26 protein-coding genes and 1 pseudogene are annotated in these 21,076 nt (G+C 36.4%); 3 read left to right on the forward strand and 24 right to left on the reverse strand.

The features are described from left to right. Window positions 1-16 precede the first annotated feature (16 nt). The 12 genes from N8O80_RS07505 to N8O80_RS07560 all read right to left on the reverse strand — a co-directional run bounded on the left by N8O80_RS07505 (window position 17) and on the right by N8O80_RS07560 (window position 11,152). A complete protein-coding gene (locus N8O80_RS07505) occupies window positions 17-217 on the reverse strand; it encodes a helix-turn-helix transcriptional regulator (protein WP_261027594.1) in 201 nt (66 codons plus the stop codon). Beyond that, window positions 174-419 carry a hypothetical protein gene (locus tag N8O80_RS07510; RefSeq protein WP_261027597.1) on the reverse strand — a complete coding sequence of 82 codons (246 nt, stop codon included), beginning with the start codon at window positions 417-419 and terminating at the stop codon, window positions 174-176. Before N8O80_RS07510 ends, N8O80_RS07505 begins: the two co-directional genes overlap by 44 nt. A gap of 12 nt (window positions 420-431) precedes the next feature. Continuing rightward, window positions 432-569 carry a hypothetical protein gene (locus N8O80_RS07515; RefSeq protein WP_261027601.1) on the reverse strand — a complete coding sequence of 46 codons (138 nt, stop codon included), beginning with the start codon at window positions 567-569 and terminating at the stop codon, window positions 432-434. Continuing rightward, window positions 570-1,022, reverse strand: a complete 453-nt coding sequence (locus N8O80_RS07520; protein ID WP_261027603.1) for a helix-turn-helix domain-containing protein — start codon at window positions 1,020-1,022, stop codon at window positions 570-572. It abuts the gene before it with no gap. A 3-nt stretch (window positions 1,023-1,025) separates the two neighbouring features. Then, window positions 1,026-1,346: a hypothetical protein gene (locus N8O80_RS07525; protein WP_261027605.1), complete on the reverse strand. Its 321-nt coding sequence runs from the start codon at window positions 1,344-1,346 to the stop codon at window positions 1,026-1,028. After that, window positions 1,343-2,572 (reverse strand): replication initiation factor domain-containing protein, encoded by a 1,230-nt coding sequence (locus N8O80_RS07530; RefSeq protein ID WP_261027607.1) that lies wholly within the window; start codon window positions 2,570-2,572, stop codon window positions 1,343-1,345. The genes N8O80_RS07525 and N8O80_RS07530 overlap by 4 nt, the downstream gene beginning before the upstream one ends. A 277-nt stretch (window positions 2,573-2,849) precedes the next feature. After that, a complete protein-coding gene (locus N8O80_RS07535; protein WP_261027609.1) occupies window positions 2,850-4,604 on the reverse strand; it encodes an FtsK/SpoIIIE domain-containing protein in 1,755 nt (584 codons plus the stop codon). A 19-nt stretch (window positions 4,605-4,623) separates the two neighbouring features. Continuing rightward, window positions 4,624-5,082, reverse strand: coding sequence for a hypothetical protein (locus N8O80_RS07540; RefSeq protein WP_261027611.1), 459 nt, complete (start codon window positions 5,080-5,082; stop codon window positions 4,624-4,626). After that, window positions 5,082-5,384, reverse strand: a complete 303-nt coding sequence (locus N8O80_RS07545; RefSeq protein WP_261013272.1) for a hypothetical protein — start codon at window positions 5,382-5,384, stop codon at window positions 5,082-5,084. The genes N8O80_RS07540 and N8O80_RS07545 overlap by 1 nt, the downstream gene beginning before the upstream one ends. A 91-nt stretch (window positions 5,385-5,475) precedes the next feature. Further along, window positions 5,476-8,361, reverse strand: coding sequence for an SspB-related isopeptide-forming adhesin (locus tag N8O80_RS07550; RefSeq protein ID WP_261027613.1), 2,886 nt, complete (start codon window positions 8,359-8,361; stop codon window positions 5,476-5,478). Window positions 8,362-8,880: 519 nt separating this feature from the next. Then, window positions 8,881-9,294 (reverse strand): helix-turn-helix transcriptional regulator, encoded by a 414-nt coding sequence (locus tag N8O80_RS07555; RefSeq protein ID WP_261027615.1) that lies wholly within the window; start codon window positions 9,292-9,294, stop codon window positions 8,881-8,883. Between the two features lie 1,576 nt (window positions 9,295-10,870). Beyond that, the gene (locus N8O80_RS07560) at window positions 10,871-11,152 is read right to left on the reverse strand and encodes a hypothetical protein (protein ID WP_000438215.1); all 282 of its coding nucleotides are present in this window, start codon (window positions 11,150-11,152) and stop codon (window positions 10,871-10,873) included. A 110-nt stretch (window positions 11,153-11,262) separates the two neighbouring features. On the opposite strand from N8O80_RS07560, the gene N8O80_RS07565 reads away from it, so the two are divergent. The 3 genes from N8O80_RS07565 (at window position 11,263) to N8O80_RS07575 (ending at window position 12,437) form a co-directional block, all read left to right on the forward strand. Next, the gene (locus N8O80_RS07565; RefSeq protein WP_261027617.1) at window positions 11,263-11,565 is read left to right on the forward strand and encodes a helix-turn-helix domain-containing protein; all 303 of its coding nucleotides are present in this window, start codon (window positions 11,263-11,265) and stop codon (window positions 11,563-11,565) included. A 111-nt stretch (window positions 11,566-11,676) separates the two neighbouring features. Next, window positions 11,677-12,009: a helix-turn-helix domain-containing protein gene (locus N8O80_RS07570; RefSeq protein ID WP_261027619.1), complete on the forward strand. Its 333-nt coding sequence runs from the start codon at window positions 11,677-11,679 to the stop codon at window positions 12,007-12,009. Window positions 12,010-12,011: 2 nt separating this feature from the next. Next, window positions 12,012-12,437, forward strand: a complete 426-nt coding sequence (locus N8O80_RS07575) for an ImmA/IrrE family metallo-endopeptidase (protein WP_261027621.1) — start codon at window positions 12,012-12,014, stop codon at window positions 12,435-12,437. A gap of 108 nt (window positions 12,438-12,545) precedes the next feature. Here N8O80_RS07575 and N8O80_RS07580 read toward each other — a convergent pair whose 3' ends face one another. The 12 genes and pseudogenes from N8O80_RS07580 to mvk form a co-directional block, all read right to left on the reverse strand. Continuing rightward, entirely contained in the window at window positions 12,546-12,830 is a 285-nt protein-coding gene (locus tag N8O80_RS07580) for a hypothetical protein (RefSeq protein ID WP_261027623.1), read from the reverse strand. Between the two features lie 27 nt (window positions 12,831-12,857). Continuing rightward, on the reverse strand, window positions 12,858-13,232 hold the full coding sequence (locus N8O80_RS07585) for a HepT-like ribonuclease domain-containing protein (protein ID WP_094753514.1): 375 nt from the start codon (window positions 13,230-13,232) through the stop codon (window positions 12,858-12,860). Beyond that, window positions 13,213-13,527: a nucleotidyltransferase family protein gene (locus N8O80_RS07590; protein WP_261027629.1), complete on the reverse strand. Its 315-nt coding sequence runs from the start codon at window positions 13,525-13,527 to the stop codon at window positions 13,213-13,215. Before N8O80_RS07590 ends, N8O80_RS07585 begins: the two co-directional genes overlap by 20 nt. A gap of 45 nt (window positions 13,528-13,572) precedes the next feature. Continuing rightward, window positions 13,573-13,734 carry a type II toxin-antitoxin system RelB/DinJ family antitoxin gene (locus N8O80_RS07595; RefSeq protein WP_000077978.1) on the reverse strand — a complete coding sequence of 54 codons (162 nt, stop codon included), beginning with the start codon at window positions 13,732-13,734 and terminating at the stop codon, window positions 13,573-13,575. Between the two features lie 289 nt (window positions 13,735-14,023). Then, window positions 14,024-14,688, reverse strand: a pseudogene (locus tag N8O80_RS07600) (DNA alkylation repair protein). Then, window positions 14,689-15,321, reverse strand: a complete 633-nt coding sequence (locus tag N8O80_RS07605; protein WP_261027630.1) for a response regulator transcription factor — start codon at window positions 15,319-15,321, stop codon at window positions 14,689-14,691. It abuts the pseudogene before it with no gap. A 13-nt stretch (window positions 15,322-15,334) separates the two neighbouring features. Beyond that, complete coding sequence (locus N8O80_RS07610; protein WP_261027631.1) at window positions 15,335-16,330, reverse strand: envelope stress sensor histidine kinase LiaS; 996 nt, start codon at window positions 16,328-16,330, stop codon at window positions 15,335-15,337. Further along, entirely contained in the window at window positions 16,327-17,025 is a 699-nt protein-coding gene (gene liaF, locus N8O80_RS07615) for a cell wall-active antibiotics response protein LiaF (RefSeq protein WP_261027632.1), read from the reverse strand. The genes N8O80_RS07610 and liaF overlap by 4 nt, the downstream gene beginning before the upstream one ends. Window positions 17,026-17,102: 77 nt before the next feature. Next, the gene (gene fni, locus N8O80_RS07620; RefSeq protein ID WP_261027633.1) at window positions 17,103-18,113 is read right to left on the reverse strand and encodes a type 2 isopentenyl-diphosphate Delta-isomerase; all 1,011 of its coding nucleotides are present in this window, start codon (window positions 18,111-18,113) and stop codon (window positions 17,103-17,105) included. Then, entirely contained in the window at window positions 18,097-19,104 is a 1,008-nt protein-coding gene (locus N8O80_RS07625; protein WP_261027634.1) for a phosphomevalonate kinase, read from the reverse strand. Before N8O80_RS07625 ends, fni begins: the two co-directional genes overlap by 17 nt. Continuing rightward, a complete protein-coding gene (gene mvaD, locus N8O80_RS07630; protein WP_261027636.1) occupies window positions 19,091-20,044 on the reverse strand; it encodes a diphosphomevalonate decarboxylase in 954 nt (317 codons plus the stop codon). The genes N8O80_RS07625 and mvaD overlap by 14 nt, the downstream gene beginning before the upstream one ends. Further along, window positions 20,026-20,904 (reverse strand): mevalonate kinase, encoded by an 879-nt coding sequence (gene mvk, locus N8O80_RS07635; protein ID WP_261027638.1) that lies wholly within the window; start codon window positions 20,902-20,904, stop codon window positions 20,026-20,028. Before mvk ends, mvaD begins: the two co-directional genes overlap by 19 nt. Window positions 20,905-21,076: the final 172 nt, after the last annotated feature.

A 21,076-nucleotide genomic window follows, 5' to 3' on the forward strand; every position in this document is an offset into this window, starting at 1 on the left:
GTTTCTTAACTTTCATCTATTCTCTCCCAAATAACCAATCTAACGAAACTTCTAGTAAATCAGCTAACTTAAGAAGATTTTCAAAGCTGGGCTCTCTTTTACCTTTTTCCCAGTTTGAATATGAACCACGATTTACACCTATTTCATCAGCTATTTGTTGTTGTTTTAACCCTTTATTCTTTCTTAATTTCTTTAAACGTTTTGAAAAAATTGTCATAAATTCCATTTCCATTCACCACAATAGCCTTCTCTACTTCTGTTCTAAATTTATCTTCTACAAAATCTGTATCATAACCCAATGCAAGCAATACTACCCTCATAGCTTTAATAGCAACGTTTTTTGCACGCTCGCTATCTTCAAACTCAGACCGTGGAAGTTTTTTACAAAAATCTTTCAATTCATCTTCTTCTAATATCATCTTTTTTTCTCCTTATTTTTTAGATTTGCCTTGTTTAAAAATAGGATTTTTCTTTTCCTGTTTCTTTTGTTTGTGATAGTTGCTATCTTTGTTGAAAACAATATCTTGTTCATCAATCACTTCAGGAATGAATAGTTTACTTGCACCCATTTATTCCTCCTCTTTTAACTCGTACCCTACTACAACTGCAAGGTGCAACTTTTTAATGTTTTCTTCTTCAGCATACACCCAATCATAGATTTCGCTTGACACGCTATCATAATTGAGACCGAACAACCCACTTTTTAGTTTATCCACCCAGTCTGCAATAAACTGCGGAATTTGTGGGATTTCAACTTCTTTAGTTTTCATTTTCTGTTTCCTCATCTTCATAGATTTCAAACATCTCTCTTTGGATATTTCCAAATAATCACCTAACAAATAATCAATCGAAACATTAAATATACAAGCTAACATACTTAAATTTTCATAGTTAGGTTCATTTTTCCCAGTTTCCCAATGACTATATGATTTTTGACTAATTCCTAGCATTTCTGCAAATTCTTTTTGTGTCAGTCCTCGCTTCTTCCTTAATATTTTTAACTTTTCATGAAATTTTTCCATATCCTATATCCACTCCTCTAAATGAAATCGTTCAATCAATTTTAAACACTCCATTTCCATTTCTTTTTTATTCCTTCTTAACAAGCCAAACCAAAGTAACTTTCTCTTAACATCTACTTGTCCTGCTAGGTATGTTTCATAATCTCTAATCAATCGTTTCAACTTAACCCAATCACTTCGCTTCCTTGTCTGCTTATAGATTTGAGATTGAAACTCAATATAGGCTTGATAATCTCTTGCTACCTTACTATCTGTTAGACCATCATAGAAGTTTCTTGCAGGAATTAAATATACAATCTTCTCAATTTGTCTATACTCAATCATCCTATCCTTCCTAACTGACTTTGTAGAAGTTCTAATTCTTTTCGTTGTCGTGAAGTTAGTTCACCTGCTTCCATTATCTTCTTCATATTTTCTTGCAGAAACAACCGATCAATTTCAGATACGAATAACAATGAATTGGAAACTCTTTCTACCAACCATCTAATCGTTCTATCAACTGAATATGGCTCAGGACTAACCGATAGCCTAATAGCTTCATTATCGCCAAATAATTCTTGCCATTTACTATCAAACTTCCTAAATCCATGTTCATCAGCACCATCATAAATCTGTATCGCTCCTTGAAAGATTGACCTTGTTAATTCAGCAATCTCTGCACCAGCCAAAACTTCTGAAATGAATGACCTTGCCTTACCTTGTGAGAATCGAACTTCATAACGATTCCATATTCCAAATAACCTTACACTATCTGATACACTTATACCTTCTTTCTTCGCTATTTCATACCTCTTTTCATAAAAGTTAAAATACATTTCAGACTGCCGACTACCAAGATAGATTGATAACCCTTGTCTATTTTCTGTTTCCAATGGATTCTCAAAATCAAATCCACCACCACCCACAAACGAAAAACTTTTTAGATAAGGCGAAACAATATCCTGTTTATAATACCTTGTTACTAGTGTTGATAAATCAAAATTTTCTTTCGTATCTTCTCTAGCAATTTCATCAACTGCAATATCTATTCTAGTAACACTAAAATTTTCCCCATATTTTTGTTTGAACCTTTTTATAAAATCTATCCAAGTTATATTTTCACTTTCAAGATACAGTTCTAACTGCCTGCAACCTTGACCACTTAACTGTACCGTAATTCTGTTTTTATCTTCTCCATTCTCACTAAAGGAAGAATTAAAACCAAAAAACCAAATATCACCATAGCGATACAACAATTCATATTTCATAAATGAAGTTGTTTCAGGATTCAACATAATATCAAATCCAAAAAACTCTTTCGCTACAAAATATACATCAGACTCATTATGCAGTGTAAATCTAAAATAATCTATCATATACCTTGTCAAACTTGTATCACATTCTTCAACAGAAAAATGCTTCTCGATTTCTAATCGTTTTTCTTTTTTTAACCTCCTATGCCCATTTTCATAAGCCAACAGCGTTGAAGGGGAGATACCAGTTTTTAAAGAAAATTCTTTTCTGGTCATATTTCTTTCTTTTCTAAATTCTTTTAACTTTTTTCCTTCCATTTCTCCTTAATACCTCCCTTTTTAAATAAAAGTAACACAAAAAATCACAAAAGTAACACAAGTGTAACCCTTGTCGCTGTAAGCGTGAAGTGCATTTTGTAACTTTTGTTACCCACCTATTAGAATAGGTGGGTTCATTAGCATAGTCTAGCACTCTAGTGAGCGCTAGTGAGCGCAGGCGCTCGTCGCTTCGCTTCCTCGCTTCTGCTACTAGCTACTAGAGTGCTAGACTATACCAACATCCATAAAATAGAGAAAAGGGGATCTCCCCCTATTCTCATAGTCCATATTCGTCAAAAGGAAAATCTTCCAAAATTTCAGACCACTTCTGACTTCCACTTTCCTTTAATTCAAATAAGTCAGTCAACAAAATAATTTGTGACCGATCCAATACAATAAGTCCATCTTCTTTTAGAATCGTTATTTTATTAAGTTCTTCCAATTTTTTCAATAGATTCTGAACAGATGAAAAACTTACACCAACTTTATTAGAAAAATCACTTGCTTTCATCAAAGGAACATCATCTCCTTCTTTTTCTTCTTGTTTGCTGGAAAGCAATTCTTGTACCAATTCAGAACTATCTTTTTTTACAGTTCCTTTTTCAAGTTCTTCATTAGCTTTCATTTCTTCCTGCAACACTTGTTTTTCTTCTTCAGAAAGAACAGCTTCAGGATTCTCTAATGGATTGAAAGGATTTTCTCGTCTTTTAATCTTGTCATATTCATCAAAGAAAGAGAACTCTTTTGAAAGCAATGGAGAATAAAACTCTCTAGCCACTTCTCCATACACACTCGCATATCCACGACCATATACACGCTTACCAGCAAGATATTTCACATACTTAAATTCCTTATTCCTATTAACTTCTCCAAAAGCTAAATCATAACCGACTTCATCTAGGCGACCTACAGAAATTCGAAAATTTATGTTTGACTGTAGTTTAGAGCCTAAATCTTCCCTAGAAGGCTTCTGCATTGCAATAGTCGCAAAACACCCAGCTTGCCTTCCTAGAAGCAAGAATTGACCCATAGCATTGTCTAAACGCTGTCTTGTCTGAAAATCAAGCATAGCGCACAAGGCATTATATTCATCACAAACTAAAAAATAAGGTTCAAGTCCATATTCAAAAAACTTCTTCAAATCCTTGTCGCCATTTTCTTCACGCATTTTACGCATATAGGCATAGCGAGCGAACATAATTTGAACTGCTCTTTCAATCATAGAAACAATATCTTCAACCTGATAAGAAATACGACCTTCAAAGGCTTTCTGCTCCGACATAGTAACAAAGTCAGCTTGCTTTGGATCACATATATCCACTACTCCAACTTTAGCCATTGCACGAATCAGAGTTCTTAAAAGAACTGTCTTACCTCCACCAGTACCACCACACACAAGTAAATGTGGATCATCAACAGGATTCCAATAGAGATTCTTCATCAGTTGAATACCTTTATCAGAATACTCCACATCAGTTACCTTGATTCGATTTTGAAAAGCTGAATATGCAAGTTTAAATGTCTTAAATTTTGCATCATCTTGAACTTCCATAAAGTCCATAAAGAACGTTGTTTCAAGTTCACTACCAATCTTCTTGAACTTGTCTTGAAACTTATTTCCAGCCATCTTAAAAGCTATTTCTAAATCATAACGATTCTGCTTCATATAAACAACAGGAAAAACAACCTTATCTCTAGTTCCTGAATCCGTCTTAACCTTTTTAGTATAGGTATAGCCATTTTCCCTCAAAAAGAAAGCAAAAGTAGATTCCCTTCCCCTCTTTTGAAAATAGAATATTCGCTCTTGAGACAACCAAGTCAAATACACACTTAAAGCAATTATTAGAATCAGCATAACTACTGAAACAACAATAGAAAAAATATCTACATTCTTAATTTTCTCAAAATTTGAATAAACAAAAAACACTAATATAGGGCTAAGCAACAAAAAGAAAAAAGAAAAGATAAAGTATCTTAATTTTTCCATAAACGGAAAAATTCTAACTCCTCTATAAACAGGAAATAACCCCATATCTTTTCTCCTTTAGAAATTATCCTTTATGTTCTTGCTTTTGCTCATGTTTCTGTTCTTGTTTAGGTTGACCACCAGCTTTTTTAAGTTTATCAACCACAAAAACAAAACGGTGCTTGTTCGGCTCTACTTGATTACGATCAGCCTTACGCATACCATGATAAGCAACCAGCAAAGTATCAAAATCAATAGCTTCTTGATAACCAAGATTCAAAGCATTGATTTCTTCTTCTGATTGTTCTGTCACTTTCAAGAAAACAGTATCTTCTTGTCCTTCTGAATATACAAGAACTTCAACACCATCATAATCGCCTTCACCAGTTTCAAGATCAACATTTACAAATTGCGCGCCTTCATTCTTAATAAATTTACAAGTACCCAAAATTTCCTTCGGATTTAACAATAGATCATTCAAAATACGATATTTCTTTGAGAAAATTTCTACACGATTTCCTAATTCAAGTCCGTTTTTAGCCATTATTTGTTACCCCCTACACGTTTAAGTCCTTTAGCCAATACATTTGTCGAAGCAGAAAAATTTGTACCTTCAACATAATCTTCCAAAAAAGTTGGTTCAATAGCTTCAACTTCCTCATTTACTTTATAAGTTGCCATATCTTTTGGAGTAATGATTGAAAACATACCATGTTTCGCATTCATCACAATATGTCGTGTTCCATCAAAGGGTTTACCTTCAATAATAGAAGGTGCTTTTTCAGAACGTACATAATTTGCCTTCCCAATAGCTTCAGGATTGAATTTAAATTTTTCGATTTTCATTTTTTTAGATTTCCTTTTCTATTTACATTTTTTTCTTTTAAAGAACAAAGGACGATAATTCCTGTTTTATTATCGTCCTAACAACAATATCTTAATCTTTTTTGCGCTTCAAACCAAATAAACCAAGCATAGACAAAATTCCAGTACCAACAAATCCAAGAGAACTTGCTGCTGCACCAGTATTCGGTAATTCAGGATTTTTAGGCTCTTGTGGTTTTTCAGGCTCAGGTGTATGAGTTGTTACTTTCGCATCCATTTCTTGACTGTTGATAATGTTCACAAATTTATTTTCAACTTCTCCACTTGCAATACGCTCAACTTCGATATAGAAATCAGCGTCAAACGTACCTTTAACACCTAGAGAGTTCAAGAACTCTTTGTCAATAGTGTAAGCCCACTTACCGTCTTTTTCGTTCCAAGTTACTTTAACAATTTTCTTGATAAAGTCAGAGTTTGTACTTTGGTTGAACTCAAATTGGAAGGCATAAGCAGAACCTTTAGCAATCTTGTCTCCTGCCTTAACCACTTTACCGTCAGACAAGACTACATCATAAGAAAGAACTAAGTCTTTTTCAGCAACGTATTCTGTACCACGAATGATACCAGACCAATTACCTGTATATCTGTCATGCTTCAAGTCAAGCATATCAATACCGTCATATTGGTAAAGAGAATCGTGCTTAGAAGGAACAGTCACACCGTTCAAGAGATAACGTAGGTATTCGCCAATTTGAATTTCTTGACCGTCACGAATCTTCTTATCATCTTTCTGATCCAAAGCGTGTTTTTCAGGTTTCAAGTCAGGTACTTGAACTGTTACCAAGTTAGAAACAAAGGCATTTCCAAAGTCGATTTGATGGAAATCATTTTTAACAATTTGTCCTTTTTCTACCAGCAAACGAGCAGGAAGGTCAATCGTGATATTCTTAGCTTGTTTAACGTAATTTTGATAGAATAAAGCAGAATCTTTCGCTACCCAAAGGTAAAACTCACCTTTAGGGTTCAATCCAGCTTCTTTCAAAATGCTTTGAATTTCTTTTGTACGTTGTTTTTCAGAAAGAACATGATACATATTAAACAAAGCCTTAACGTCTTTGCCAGTAGAATCCTTCATAGTAATTTTGCTGTCATCTACTTTATAAGCACCATCTTGTACGTCATCCGCCATAGCCCATGTTTTACCATAAGTTTTAGAATCAGTAGTAAAAGTTGAATATGGTTTATAGTCAGTTGTCAAACTGAATTTCACATTTTTGTCAAATGTATTTGCGCCATCAATGTTGTGACCATAATTATCAGTAATAGCCTTCACAGGTTTTGGAGTTGAAGGTTGAACACGCAAACGTGAGTAGTTCACTTTTACTTTAAAAGGTAAAGGACGCCCAGGCAATTCTTTAGGATCATCATATTTAGGTTTAGGAATTTCCTTAGTATCTTTTGACTGATACTTAGGCTCAACAGGAGGTTTAATCAAAATGTTGATTGGAACAGTTGCACTTGCTTTACCAAACAAACCAACAGCCCAACCATCTTGATAGAAAATATCCTTATCGGCAAGGTTTTTGCCACCATTTTGTCTGATTACTTCTGCTCGTTTTGACTCAATTTCTTCCTCACTTGCCACACCTGTACCGATATGATAAGCAAAATTAAAGCTAGAACCATATCCAACAGAAAGAAGTGAACCAAGTGGAATATCTGACTCGTCTCCAACGTTTTCGTAATATTTACCACTAGCAGACTTATGTTCGCCCTTAAAATATTCTTTGCCACCACGAGTAATTTTCTTAACATCTGAACCGTTAGGGTTAAGGACAATGCCTTCTGAACCGTCTTGGTAAGTGAAGCGCAACTCCTGTCCCCAGTCAATGTCGTTGAAAGTTGAAGCAATCGCTGTCACAGCAGGTTTATTTGTCTTTTCATAGAATAAATCAATTTTAGTATCAAATTGAATCAAGTTCCCATATACAAAGTTAATAGAGCCACTTCCATTATCTTTACGAACATAAATTCTAGTATCACTTAACGGTTTTCCATCTTTTACAAAATAAGCTTCAGCACTATTAAAAGTAAACTTAGCAGAGATTTTCTTACCATCTTTACTTTCAGCAACATTGTGAAGCGTGAATGAATCGCCTGCCTTTGGATTTACAATTTCAGCAAAATATTCAGGATTTTTCCCAAGCAATCCTGCACGACTACCACTAATAGTAGTGTCAGAGTGCAAACCAATATAATCTTTTACAGCAGTTAGACCGTCAATACCTTCAAATGAAGCTGTTAAGTTGCTGTAGTACCCAACGCTACCACGCTGACTTTCATCATAATCACCATAAACCTTAATATGAGGTTTTTCAGCTTTTACACCCTTCTTAGCAAGTTCTTCTTTTTGCTTATTGTAAACAGCCAAATCTTTATTGTAACTAGCCAACTTCTTATCATAATCAGCTTTTAAATCAGCATTGTCCTTTTCAACCTTTTCATTGTAGGCTTTTTGGTCTGCTACAGCTTTGTTGTAGTCAGCTTCTTTTTTAGAATTATCCCTTGCGATACGCTTATTTTCTTCTTCAATTTCCTTGCGTTTGGTTGCATTGTCAATTTTAGCGTTTGTGTAGTCAGTAGTTGTTTTTTTAACTTCTGCTTCTTGCTTCGCATAATCAGCTTCAATTTCTTTTTGCTTTTCTGCTACTGTTTCAGAGGTTGCAACACCTTTGTCCTGAACTGTTCCGACTTCAACTTTAACACCAGCATTTTTAGCTTCAGTAACAGCTTTATCAAGGTTGTCATGAGCAATAGGAACTTCTACTTCTGTTTTCTTTTCTACTGCAACAGGTGTAGTAGGTTTTACTTCATCAGCAGATACAGTCCCTTGAAATCCCATTCCCAAAATACCAAGCGCAAGAATAACTCCACACGCACCAGCTACTTTTGTCTTACGGATTGAACCGTAAGCCTTAAATTCTTGTGTCTTTGACATCTATTTTTTTCTCCTTTTTTCTATAAATAAAAATTTCAATTTTACAATCCCATTCTATGAAGGTGAACGAGATCGTTTATAAACTACTAAAATCATTTTTTCTCCTTTTCTATAAACAAAAAAAGCCAGTTAAAACTGACCTTCTAAAATTTTACCCATCTACTTAAAATAATATTACTTATTATAAAATATCTTTCTCAGATTCAACATTTTTTTAAAACTCAATAATCACTCCATTTTCTCTAAAATAAGAATACGTTCTTTCGATTTTAGAAATTATCTTGCTGTAATAACAACGAGTCAACTGTCCAACACCATACAACTGATAATATAAATCATCGCAGCTTTTCTTTGATGATACATAGACATCAGCACCATTTTTTACATGAGCATAGATTTTCAAATTCCAGCAGAATCGACTATAGATTCGATTATACTCTTTTATGATCCATTCTTCGGAATATGTTCTTAACCCCTCTTTATAACCATACTCTTCGATTTTAACACACCTCTTTCCTACTACTCAATCTTTTCAATTAGTTCAAGTAAGAATCGCTTCACTTCACTCTTATAAACATACTTAGTCTTATCATCACCAGCAAAGCGAATAGTTTCTTCATAACTTTTCCCTTTAGTCAACATTGTTACCAATCCATGAGAAAATTGATGGTGACACCCTAGATTATCTAAGTCCTTTGTGGACAAAACTTCTTCACGCTTCACAGTGAATTTTTCATCAACATTGATAAAATCATCAATCTTACAGTTATAAAGGTAAGCTAACTTATACAGCTTATCAAGACTAGGTTCACGTTCTCCACTTTCATAGCGTTTATATGCTTTCTTTTGGATACCTAGATAATTTGCTAAATCATCTTCAGACTTATTATTTCTTTCTCTATACAAAATCAATGCTTTTGATACGTTAATCATTTTGATTCCTCTTTTCTTCTTCTCTACACCTCTACTCATATTGTTAGTTTACATAAAGGAACACAATAGATTCCCTTGTGAAAACTAACAATACTTTCAATTCTTATCAGGACAAAACCTGTTTCATAAAAATCTAGTTATTGTTAATTTTTTGCAAAATAAAAAGGCTTATTTTCAAAGCCTCTTTACATTTTTTCAATAGAATATAGCAATATAAAATGTATGCTCTTATCTTCGCATACTTTCAGCTTCTCAGCTTACTACCTGCGCCAAGGTCACAAATTTAAGGATAACTCAATATCCCCTCTTTCTTACCCAAAGGCATTAGCAAGAGTTTACTCTTACACACCGACCATACGATAAAGCCTCACTATCTCACTCTAGCTACCTCTTCAAAGTATCATTGACTGCTCCACAGCCGTCAGTTCCCTTTTCTTATCTACTAAGGCGAAAGGACGAAAAACCCAACGTGAACTTTACAAACTCTAAACTCCTTGCCAACCACATTTACTTATGGTATAATAATACCGTTTATCAAACAAAAAAACAAAATATCGTAAACAGCTTAGTAAGATGGAAACACACTTTGCTGGATTTTTGTTTTCAAAAAATATTAGAAAAGAGAACATTATGGTTGAAATCATTACTAAAACAATATCCATCATTTACAACATTATGAAGTTGTTAGTCCATCTTTACATTAAATCTTTTGAATACTACCCAAAAATGACAACTTTTTGCACAATCTATGCAATTATACGTTATCTATTCTTTCCTTAGTCCTACTAAGATAAGTTGGCAAAGAGTTTAGAATCTATAAAGTTTTGTAGATACATTTCATGGAATCTAGTTAGTAGATGTGGCTGAGTTTAAGAAAGTTAAAATAAAGGTCACACCTAAGCACGTAAAAGACCATTATCAATTTACTGAGGAAGAGTTTGAAAAGTTTATCAAACTTTCTAAGCGAATTGATGAAACAACTAAACTCCATGAAATATACCTACCATCAGACAACTTGACATTTTCCCAAAATTCACGTATAATTAAATTGCTACATTTAATATTCGTGTTTGGTCAGTGTCTATCATTGCCTGACACGTTTTTTTATTTAATTTTCAAAGACCAATAACTACTATCGTTAGTTAGAGAAAATAACTTATACCTATTATCACTTTTAAAAGAAATCACTCAATCTTTTACTTGAAACAAAACTCATATTTGCAAACATTGATTATTCTTCTAAAAAGTTTTAGTTACAGATAGGTTTCACTCTAGCTAGCTTTAATAGCTCTAGCAGTACAAACAACTCATACTTGATTGTACTAAAGAACCATTAAATTAAATAAAGGAATCTATATTATGGCAAAGTGTAAACTTCACCCTTTCGTCCTCCAAGGAAACCATCTCAAAGATGACTTCAATTCCCATAACAGAAATTGTTATCAAGAAAATGGAAAGAAAGTTACAAAGAGGAAAGTTGATAAAGCTAAAAATATGGACAAGGCTTTCAAGACCCGCTCGAAAGGAAAATTGACTATCCTAATTCCTGTCCGCAAAGGAAACGAGATTATCTTTCCTAGTCGAACAAAATAGTCTCAAAGTCAATGTAATCTTCAGACGGAACTTCATTTATCTCCTCGTCTAACTTCAACAAAACTTTTCCTAGTGCTTGACGATACATCAATGAAACACGTTCAATATCATTTAGACGAATTTCCGAGAGTCCCTGCATATCATATTTATCTCTAAGACTTTCTACCATTTCAAGATTATCTTCACAAATTCTTGAAATATCTGAAATAAACGAGAACATTTGTAATTTTGTTTTTTCTTTATTTGAGAAAGTTGACTGTTCCATTCTCTACTCCTCATTTATTTTATGAAAGGTATTGACTTAACAGCTTTTAGTCTGTATTATTATAATACAACTTTTTATCTGTTTTGTCAACAGGTTTTTTAAAACTTTTTATGTTTTCTAAAAATTTAAAAGATTTAAGATTGAAAGCCAATCTTACTCAAGTACAAATTGCTCAAGAGTTGGATATTACTCAACAATCCTATCAAAAATGGGAAAGCGGTAAAAGCAAACCAAACCTTAACACCCTTGAAATGTTTTCTGATTTCTTTGGGGTTTCTATCGAAGAACTTCTATCTGATGGGACTGTTCGTATCGAATCAATCCTCAACGCTGATAAAATCTCTTACAAGAACCAACTACTATCAGATGAAACCGTTGAGTTTATTAAGAAAACTATAAAAGACATATTGTAATCGAAATTGAAAATTTATATCACTTTCGATATATCTATTATATATCGTTCCCGATATATTGTCAACACTTTTTTAAAAAAATTTTTATTTTTTACTTAGAAAGGATCCCTTATGTTTTCTGAACGACTAAAAGAACTAAGAAAAAACACGGGCTATACTCAAAAAGAAATTGCCGAACACATAGGAACTAGTCAACCCTCTTATCAAAATTGGGAAAAAGGTTCACGCAAACCTTCCAGAGAAACCATACAAAAACTAGCCGATTTTTTCAATGTTTCTACTGATTATCTACTAGGTCAAACGGATATTCCAAATTCAACTTTAGAAGCAGACATCGACACAGCCATTGATAACTCAGTCGCTTATGATGGTACACCCATCACAGATAATGACAGAGAAATCATTAAGAACTTTTTAAAAGACTACTTCTCTAATAAAAAATAAGTATGAATCTAAACAAAGTTATAAAAGAGATTGAAAAATTAAATTGCCAAGTTATCACTCTTAAAAACTTATCAAGTAAAGGTAGATATGTACTTGTAAATAATCAGCACTTTATCTTTCTTCGTTCCGACACAAGCGATATTGAAAAAATAAATGTCCTTCTTCATGAAAAACACCATTTAATCAATGATGATTGTAACAACTCACTTTCTCAAATTGATACTTTTAAAAATCACATTGAAAACAACAGTGAAAAAGGACGAATCCTAGACTTTATGAGTTTAGTGAATAGTGAATATCCAATAGATGAACACTTCAACTATCAAGACTACCTAAAAAACGCTGATATTCCAGCCAGCTATGAAAACTACGTTAAAGAAATAGCTACAAATTTTTATAATGAAAACAAAAAAAATAACATTATCTAAGATAGTGTTATTTTTTTCTATTTCCGAACAAATTTCAAATACTTGGTTGCCCATTTTGACCTAAAAAACGAATCAAATATACAGGAACATTTAATTTTCCTTCGCTTTTTACTCTAAAATAACATCTCCCCAAAACTCACCATTACAAGTCACAAACAATTCATTGTCTAAATAACCTGTAAAAAAACCTCCGCCTTTTTTATTGAAATCAAATTCAACAAAATAGACTTCTAAATCTCCTTCATATTCTTTCTTAACTGTCATATCTGACCCAGCTTCCATTTCATCTAGCTGATCCGAATACTCCTTCAGAAAATCTCTCACAAAATAATTAAATTTTGAAATCATGTTTTTGGGAACTCTATCCTGATAACTTATTTCTTTAATCTCCATTTTCTTTCTCCTAACCAAAATACTATTTTATAATTCAGATTCTAATTCTCTTATAATCGAATATAAGGCTTCTTTTGTTTCAGGAACAGATTTTTTCAATATTCCTTCCACAATTTTAAAATTCAAATTTGAATAGTTATGATAAATAAAATTTCTAAAACCTTTTATCTGAACCCAATTTATCCTATCAGAATACTTCTGTTTTACTTCCTCTGATAATTTTCCTAACGATAACTGTTCTCCTACTTGTCCTAAATTCATAGCGATAGAATCAACTACCATATCATCATCTAAAGGTAAATTATATCTTCTTGCTTTATCCAAAACAGCAACAGCCTTATCAAGATATAAAACCATATCCTTCAAATACGCTATATCAGTTTCAAGAGATTGGCTTCTCATAAATAACCTCTCTATCATTCAAAAAATTCTTCTTAACTAACTTCCCAATATTCGTTTTAGGAGAAAGTAAATCACTAACCAATAGAATATCTATATTACCATCAAAAATAGTTAAAAGCCTACCATATACATCAAAATATATCGAATCATCCTCTAACTCCAAAGCAATATCAACATCACTTTTTCCATCAGCTTCACCCCTAGCATAAGAGCCAAATAGATAAATTTTAGATAAATCATATTGTTTAGCAATAGGAACAATTTTTTCCTTTATCTGATCTATTGTATAAACCATAACTAAACCCCTTCGTATCATATATAGCCATACTTTTATTTCAGCTTACTCAGAATCAAGTTTAACATCAAAAGGAATGCTTCTTGTCAACACACTTTGCTTCAAAAATAACTTCACAGCAGTTGACATATCCAACCCCAACTCATTAAAAATTGCAGTCGCTTCTTTTTTCAATTCATCATCTACTCTTACAGCAATTTGTGACATAGCATTTCTCCTTTTCTTCTTGTATATCTATTGTATCACTTTTAGAAAGACGATTCAACTTTTTATATATCAGTAAATACAAAATAAAATAGACCAGCTTCCTGATCTACTTTATTCTATATTCATTGACTAAAAATATACATTCCTTGGTTAGTTTTTGGTTAATTTCTTTTTTTATTCAATTTCTTAGCGCTAAAAACCTTTTAGAATCAAGAAATCTGACTCCCTCTTTAAATACAGTCTATTATAACATAAATGAACGACTTTTTTCAAGTAATGACTGCGCTTTTCAATGATGCTGAAGGTACTTGCTCGCTTCTTTGATACTAAGGTCAGCCATTCTTTCCTTGTTTTTCTCAATGAAGCCTGCTACCCAAGTTGAATTGGTTTTGGAGTAGTCTCTTAGAGCCCAGCCAATGGCTTTATTGATAAAGAATTCTGTTTGATTCAAATTATAAAGCAGAATCTTTTCCAGTAATTGAACATTGGTCTTCTCTTTTCTTAACAACTGGTGGTCAATAGCGACGCGTCTCAACCAGATATTGTCTGACAGGCTCCATTGGAGGATTATTTTTTCCAGTTCCTGCTTCTCATACACCACCCCCCTACTACTCGATCTAGGATATCTACGGTATCCCACCAGGATTTTGTGACGACTAACCGCTCAAGCTTAGGTAAATCGTTCTCCGTTAGATAAGACTGCATGGCTTTCAAATAATTGGCAGCCACATATTGGTATTCTCTAGGCCCCTTTCTCCAGCAAGTATCTACAAAATTCCAGTCGATAATCTTTGTTTTTTTCGCTTCTGGAAAGTATTTTTTATAGAGTTTATTTCTTTCTGGCGCCGCAACGCCTAGAAAGGAAAATTGATGGCGCATATAGGCCTCCATAGGCCCTGCTTTTTTAGGATTTTTTGCTGCTTCTAGCTCCTCAAGTAAATCTGTTAGACTCATCTAAAACTCCTCATGCCCCACCAAGTGGTGCTGAAAGGCATAGACTGCAGCCTGGGTACGATCGCTAACCTCAAGTTTGGCAAGAATGTTAGACACGTGCGTCTTGACCGTCTTGAGAGAGATAAACAGTTCGTCTGCGATACGCTGATTTTCGTAGCCCTTGGCGATGAGTTGGAGAACATCTCGCTCACGCGCAGTCAAGTCCTCATGTAGTTCTATGTGATTGCGGTGGTACTCGACCTTCTTGCTGACCTCTTGCTCAATAGCCAACTCGCCAGCAGCCACCTTACGGACAGCATGGAGCAATTCGTCTGCACTAGAAGTCTTGAGCATATAGCCCCGAGCACCGGCATTTAAGACAGGCATGATTTTTTCATTGTCCAAATAAGAGCTCACAATCAAAATCTTGGCTTCAGGCCATTCTTTGAGGATGGCCAAGGTCGCATCAATCCCATTCATCTCAGGCATGACAATATCCATGACAATGACATCTGGACGCAATTCCAAGGCTAAGTCAATACCTTGAGACCCGTTTGCTGCCTCGCCCACAACTTCTACATCGTCTTGGAGGTCAAAGTAGCTTTTCAATCCCAATCGGACCATTTCATGGTCATCTACTAGTAAAATTTTCATCTTTACTCCTTTATCATTCCTTATCTAACAGGGGAATACGGATATCAACTGCCAGCCCTTGCTTGGGAGCTGTTAATAACTGAACCGTCCCTGCCATATCTTCAACCCGCTCCTTGATATTGCGGAGTCCATAACTCAGGTCATCTAAACTTCCCAACTGGAAACCAATCCCATTGTCCACCACCTTCAGTTGCAATTCAAAATCTGTCTGATAGAGATAGACATCCAGACAAGAAGCCTGGGCATGGCGGAGAGTATTGCTGATCAATTCTTGCAGGATACGGAAGATATGCTCCTCGATTTTCTTAGGCAATTTCGTCACATTCTGCTTGAAACCAACCTTGAGATCACTCTTGTCCTCAAGCTCTTTTAAGAGGATTTGGATTCCCTCAACCAGACTCTTCTGCTCCAGCTCAACTGGTCGCAAATGCAAGAGCAAGACCCGCAAATCCTTCTGGGCTGTTTCTAAAATAGCTGTGACACTCTGCAACTGGGTCTGCATCTTTTCTCTATCCAATTTCAAAGCCTGCTGGCTGACACCTGACAAAATCATGTGAGCCGCAAACAACTCTTGACTAACTGTATCGTGCAAATCCCGAGCAATCCGCTTTCTTTCCTTCTCAATGATTTCCTCTTCCTGAGCAAGGCTGTGATTTTCAGCCTTTTGAAGAGCCTCTGTCAAAAGGTTCAGTTTACCTGACAAGGACTTGAAACTGGCATCCAAATCTGGATCTGCAACCTGAACCACTTCTTGCCCTGCCAATAATCGCTTAAGGTTCGCCTGCACTTTTCTGAGAGAAAACTCTTCAACACCTCGCCAAAACAGGGCTAAGAGGCCGGTCATGGACATGCTGAATACCAACAATAAAAAAACAAATTTTTCTGTTTTTTCGACATCCTGCAAGAAAATAGACCAGTCAAAATCAAGGATTTCCAGCAAGCTGTGGGAGAAAAATAAGACAAACAGGATAGAGGTAAGAGCAATGATTACATAAGCTTGTTTTTTCATCCTCTGACCACCTCCACATCTCCAATCATAGTGGTCAAGAAAATCTTGACACTCTTGTTACTCTTGAGATAGTCTTTGGTTTCTTGATGATAGTGTTCATTTCGGAGGGCTCGCTTTGGCTGGTTGAAAAAAGTCAAATCACCATAGAGACAGTTAACGCTGAGACTGACTTCCACATCTACAGGTACAATGATTTTGGTCGTTCCTACCATCTTTCTAAGGATAATGACATTGTCATGATTGGTTAGGATGACCCTCTCCAGATGAATAGTGTCCTTGCCCATGAGACGAAAGAGATTGATATCATCAAACTTGCAAGTCTGGTAGCTTGAAAAATGATGGAGATTTCCAAACCAACGATTTTTCTCCTTCTTAACCGTTACCACCTCTTCAAAAATCAAATTGGTCTGCTCTTTTTCCTGGTTCATCATCGGATAAAGAAGAAAAAGGCTGTATATGACCGCAACAAAAATAGCTAGAATAACAAAAGGATTGATCATGACGATGAAAAAGAAGAGAATGCTTGCCACTACTAAAAGAAGATTATTGCCCTCTTTACCAGTGTAATAGCGAATCAAAAGCAAAAAGAGGAATAAAATCAGCAGAAAACGCGAAAAATGCTCTGATACCATTAAAATCAGAGCTCCTGTCAGAAGACAGGCTTCGATAAATAAAAAGATTTTAAATTTTCTCATAGGTTCATCCTCTCCCTTCTATTTTATCACAATTCAAAAAAAGTCACCTCAGTCTAAAGATGGAAAAAAGGCGCTGGTTACGCCTTTTTCATCTGATCATTTGCTTCTTTTAATTTTCCATAAAGAAGATAGTCTACTTTTTGCAGATCTGCTATGGTGGCACAATTAAGGGCACACATAATCAAGCGTAGATCTGCTTTCCAGCCTTGGACAATGCCAATCACTTCTTCGACTGTGTAGCTTTCAACCAATTCCAGAACTGTTCGAGACAGGCCTACAGCCTTAGCTCCAAAGACCAAACACTTAATCATATCCAGCGGATTCCGAACGCCTCCACTGACCAAGAGTGCAACCTTATCTTTCCATTCTTGGGCATTGAGAAGGGCTTGCATGGTAGACTGGCCCCATTGATTGAGGTAGTCACGTTGACCACTGCGACGGTTTTCGATATAAGCAAAGCTGGTGCCACCACGACCTGACAGATCAAAGGTTCGAACGCCCAATTCATAGGCTCTCTCGATGGTCTTCACATCCATTCCAAAGCCCACTTCCTTGAGGACAATCGGAACAGGGATTTGCTTGCTATAGTCTGCTAGATGCGATTGCCAGTTTCTAAACGTTCTTTCTCCCTCAGGCATGAGCAATTCCTGCATGACATTGACATGTACTTGTAAAAGTAAAGGATTCATCTCCGTCACAGTCTGCAAACCAAGTTCAACCGGCTTATCCAATCCAATATTGGTTCCAAGAAGGAGATTGGGATGACTAGACCTAACAGAAAAAGAATCATCCGTTGGATTTTTGAGGGCTGCGCTATAAGAACCCGTTACAAATAAAATTCCACAGGCTTCCGCTACTTGAGCCAGCTTTTGATTGATTTCTCTCCCCTTATCACTTCCACCCGTCATAGCATTGATATAAAAAGGAAAGTCCCACTTTCGACCAGCAAATTCTGTTGAAAGATCGATTTCATCTAGATCGTAAAGAGGCAAGGAAGAATGAATCAACTCCACCTCATCAAAGCTATTATAGGAACTTTGCTGCTCAAGGGCATAGCGGATGTGCTCATCCTTACGATTTGTCGTCATGTCCTATCCTTTCTTGATATAAGAGCTCAATCCCCAGATCGGCCCAGCGATTTTTTAAGGTTTCAGTTGATTGTGCATCAAAACTCAAGGCAATACCACAATCACCACCACCAGCGCCGCTACTCTTGGCAACAGCCTGCAAATCTTGACTAGCTTCTTTCAGCTGTCTGAGCGAAGGCGTGTAAATATCTGAGCTCAAACCTTCTAAAAGTTGACTGGCTACTTCTACTTGATCAATAACTTTTTCGGCTTTCCCCTGCTCCAAGGCTTCTACCAAAGTAGCCACTGTTTCTTTCGAGGAACTTAAAAAATTCTGATTGATATTTTGCTTGATTTGCTGGACCATGTGACTCGATGCAGCCACTTCCTTGGTCCATCCCACTAGGAAATCGCATTCTAGAGTTGGGTTCACTTTTGAAATTGAAAAGCCCCAATCACGCTCTAAAACTGTCGACAAATTTTCTTCTTCCAACCAAGCAGCTATCTTCTTTCGATCAAAAGACTGGTAGAGAACCAAATCCTCTGCAACGATACAGGCAAGGTCCCCCATAGAGCCATTGTCTCCGCGCTTGAGCAAGACAGCACTGGCCAGCTTGAACAAGAGATCCTGATCAACCGAAAGATTATACAGAACCAGCAAAGCCTTGACAACCAAGACAACGACACTACCGCTAGAACCCAGACCAAACTTTTTCCCTTCTCTTTCCATTTTTCCACGGATTTCTAGATAAAAAGGTCGCAAGGTCTGCCCACGATAAACGAGGAAATCTTGCACTAAAGCAACCGTTTCTTGAATCAAACTGTAGTCAGGATTCGGTGTCAAATCCACTGCAAAATCAAACATATCTGAGTAGATACGGTAACTATCAGAAAAAGCAATCTCGCCCTTCATATAGATAGGAATGGCCTTTATCAAGGCCAACTGCCCTGGCTCTAAAATAGCATATTCACCTGCCCAATAGAGCTTTCCGCAAGTTTTAACAGCAATCATCTTGGCTCAAATCCTTTGTTTTTGACACAATTAAGCGATAACGTTGACTGAAGATTTCTGATAAATGCTCCAAGTCTTTCTCTTGACAGAGGACTTTGACATTGGGACCAGCATCCATAGTAAAGTAGCAGGCTTCCCCTTGCTCACGAAGCTGGCGAACAAAGTCCATGGCTTCATAAGAGGCGTCCGTCAGATAAGAAAAGGCTGGTGATGCTGTTTTGGTCGTAGCGTGCATAGCCAAGGCATTTTCCTCCGTTAATTCCCCAACCTTGGCAAAATCATTTGCTTTGAGGTAAACCAGCATATCCTGATAATCCTTCTCAGACTGACTCACCCAGTCATCAAAGGTCGTCGAGGTTTCCACACAAAGTTTCATCCCGTCACGGCTAGAGATTGGTTTTTTCTTATCTTCTAGCACCAACATAATCATAGCTAGTTTCAAGTCTGTCTCTACAGGGTAAATTTCTCCACTATCCTTGTCCCAGGCTCCTAGCGGTCCATAAAAACTCCGAGAAGAAGAGCCTGAAGCAAACTTAGCCTCCTGCGCTAACTGACTTCTATCCAATCCAAGCTGAAAATAAGCATTACAAGCCTTGACCAGGGCGGACAAACCACTAGAACTTGATGACAAGCCCGCTGCGGTAGGCATATTGTTTTGAGTATCGATACGGACAAAACCCTCACCTTCTGGACGGTAACGGTCAATAATCTTACTCATCTTAGTATGCTCCGCCTCATTTTGTAGCTGACCATTGATATAAAAGGCATCAGCTGTCGCATTCGTCGGTAGAGATGACAAGGTCGTCTCCGTATACATATTTTCCAAAGTCAGAGAGATACTGCTAGTAGCAGGCACCATCTCTTTTTCTTTTTTCTTCCCCCAATATTTGATAATAGCAATATTTGCGTAGGAACGTACTGTTACAGGCTCTCTATCCATGTCTGAACAGCTCCTTTCTCTTCTAATCTTTCTGCTAGTTCTTGTGCTTGTGTCAAATTGTCTGCCAAGGCTATGATACAGCCTCCAAGCCCACCACCACTCATCTTGGCACCCAGAGCACCATGGCTAAGAGCCGTTTCAACCAGAGAGTCTGCCTCAGGGCTACTGACACCAATTTCTTTTAAATGCAAATGCGCTTGACTAAGGATTTGTCCCAATCCTTCAGCATCCTTTCGTGAAATCGCATCTTCTGCCTGCTGGGTCAATTCTCCCAAGGCATGCAAAAACGGCAGGGCATCCTTGCCCTTGTTCTGAACCACTTGGATGGCTTCACGAGTATGACCATAAACTCCCGTATCGGCAATCACCAAATAGACGGATAGATCCATCTCAAGCTCTGTAAATCCTACGTTCTTGATAAAGCGAATAGGTTGGTCACTGAGACAGGTCTTAGCATCCAAACCACTAGGATTCATATGTGCAATCATCTCCGCCCGATTGACCAAGATTTCTAACACATCATGAGGCAGTTCTGCCTCATAGTAGTCAAAAACCGCACGAATAGCCGCTATGCTGATCGCCGCTGACGAACCCATTCCCCGCTTCTCAGGGATAGCCGAGTCAATCTCACAACGAATGCAGGCTTCTTTGATATTCAAATACTCCAGCGAAGCATAAACTGCCATGGACAAGGTATCCTCCTCATAGAGACGCCAAGGACTCGCTGCAGGAACTACCTTACAAGTCACCTCCACCTCCAAAAGGGGCAAGGAAATAGCAGGATAACCGTAAACGACTGCATGCTCCCCTATTAAAATAATCTTACTATGTGCCTGACCGACACCAACTTTTTTTGTCATTTTTTCCTTTTGCTAGACGAAAAAGCCGTCTCATACTCAATGAAAATCAAAAAGCAAACTAGGAAACTAGCCGCAGGTTGCTCAAAACACTGTTTTGAGGTTGTAGATAAGACTGACGAAGTCAGTCACATATATACGGTAAGGCAAAGCTGACGTGGTTTGAATTTGATTT

Source organism: Streptococcus mitis (assembly GCF_946190155.1).
Lineage (GTDB): Bacteria > Bacillota > Bacilli > Lactobacillales > Streptococcaceae > Streptococcus > Streptococcus mitis_CL.

Excerpts from the sequence above, each read along its gene's own strand:
- N8O80_RS07570 (WP_261027619.1), top strand. The coding sequence starts at position 11,677 with ATGTTTTCTGAACGACTAAAAGAACTAAGAAAAAACACGGGCTATACT.
- N8O80_RS07565 (WP_261027617.1), top strand. The coding sequence starts at position 11,263 with ATGTTTTCTAAAAATTTAAAAGATTTAAGATTGAAAGCCAATCTTACT.
- N8O80_RS07555 (WP_261027615.1), bottom strand. The coding sequence starts at position 9,294 with ATGATTAACGTATCAAAAGCATTGATTTTGTATAGAGAAAGAAATAAT.
- N8O80_RS07625 (WP_261027634.1), bottom strand. The coding sequence starts at position 19,104 with ATGATTGCTGTTAAAACTTGCGGAAAGCTCTATTGGGCAGGTGAATAT.
- N8O80_RS07510 (WP_261027597.1), bottom strand. The coding sequence starts at position 419 with ATGATATTAGAAGAAGATGAATTGAAAGATTTTTGTAAAAAACTTCCA.
- N8O80_RS07535 (WP_261027609.1), bottom strand. The coding sequence starts at position 4,604 with ATGGGGTTATTTCCTGTTTATAGAGGAGTTAGAATTTTTCCGTTTATG.
- mvaD (WP_261027636.1), bottom strand. The coding sequence starts at position 20,044 with ATGGATAGAGAGCCTGTAACAGTACGTTCCTACGCAAATATTGCTATT.
- N8O80_RS07505 (WP_261027594.1), bottom strand. The coding sequence starts at position 217 with ATGACAATTTTTTCAAAACGTTTAAAGAAATTAAGAAAGAATAAAGGG.
- mvk (WP_261027638.1), bottom strand. The coding sequence starts at position 20,904 with ATGACAAAAAAAGTTGGTGTCGGTCAGGCACATAGTAAGATTATTTTA.
- N8O80_RS07605 (WP_261027630.1), bottom strand. The coding sequence starts at position 15,321 with ATGAAAATTTTACTAGTAGATGACCATGAAATGGTCCGATTGGGATTG.
- N8O80_RS07575 (WP_261027621.1), top strand. The coding sequence starts at position 12,012 with ATGAATCTAAACAAAGTTATAAAAGAGATTGAAAAATTAAATTGCCAA.
- N8O80_RS07540 (WP_261027611.1), bottom strand. The coding sequence starts at position 5,082 with ATGGCTAAAAACGGACTTGAATTAGGAAATCGTGTAGAAATTTTCTCA.
- N8O80_RS07550 (WP_261027613.1), bottom strand. The coding sequence starts at position 8,361 with ATGTCAAAGACACAAGAATTTAAGGCTTACGGTTCAATCCGTAAGACA.
- N8O80_RS07595 (WP_000077978.1), bottom strand. The coding sequence starts at position 13,734 with ATGTCACAAATTGCTGTAAGAGTAGATGATGAATTGAAAAAAGAAGCG.
- N8O80_RS07530 (WP_261027607.1), bottom strand. The coding sequence starts at position 2,572 with ATGGAAGGAAAAAAGTTAAAAGAATTTAGAAAAGAAAGAAATATGACC.
- liaF (WP_261027632.1), bottom strand. The coding sequence starts at position 17,025 with ATGAGAAAATTTAAAATCTTTTTATTTATCGAAGCCTGTCTTCTGACA.
- N8O80_RS07590 (WP_261027629.1), bottom strand. The coding sequence starts at position 13,527 with ATGGTTTATACAATAGATCAGATAAAGGAAAAAATTGTTCCTATTGCT.
- fni (WP_261027633.1), bottom strand. The coding sequence starts at position 18,113 with ATGACGACAAATCGTAAGGATGAGCACATCCGCTATGCCCTTGAGCAG.
- N8O80_RS07515 (WP_261027601.1), bottom strand. The coding sequence starts at position 569 with ATGGGTGCAAGTAAACTATTCATTCCTGAAGTGATTGATGAACAAGAT.
- N8O80_RS07580 (WP_261027623.1), bottom strand. The coding sequence starts at position 12,830 with ATGGAGATTAAAGAAATAAGTTATCAGGATAGAGTTCCCAAAAACATG.
- N8O80_RS07560 (WP_000438215.1), bottom strand. The coding sequence starts at position 11,152 with ATGGAACAGTCAACTTTCTCAAATAAAGAAAAAACAAAATTACAAATG.
- N8O80_RS07525 (WP_261027605.1), bottom strand. The coding sequence starts at position 1,346 with ATGATTGAGTATAGACAAATTGAGAAGATTGTATATTTAATTCCTGCA.
- N8O80_RS07610 (WP_261027631.1), bottom strand. The coding sequence starts at position 16,330 with ATGAAAAAACAAGCTTATGTAATCATTGCTCTTACCTCTATCCTGTTT.
- N8O80_RS07520 (WP_261027603.1), bottom strand. The coding sequence starts at position 1,022 with ATGGAAAAATTTCATGAAAAGTTAAAAATATTAAGGAAGAAGCGAGGA.
- N8O80_RS07545 (WP_261013272.1), bottom strand. The coding sequence starts at position 5,384 with ATGAAAATCGAAAAATTTAAATTCAATCCTGAAGCTATTGGGAAGGCA.
- N8O80_RS07585 (WP_094753514.1), bottom strand. The coding sequence starts at position 13,232 with ATGAGAAGCCAATCTCTTGAAACTGATATAGCGTATTTGAAGGATATG.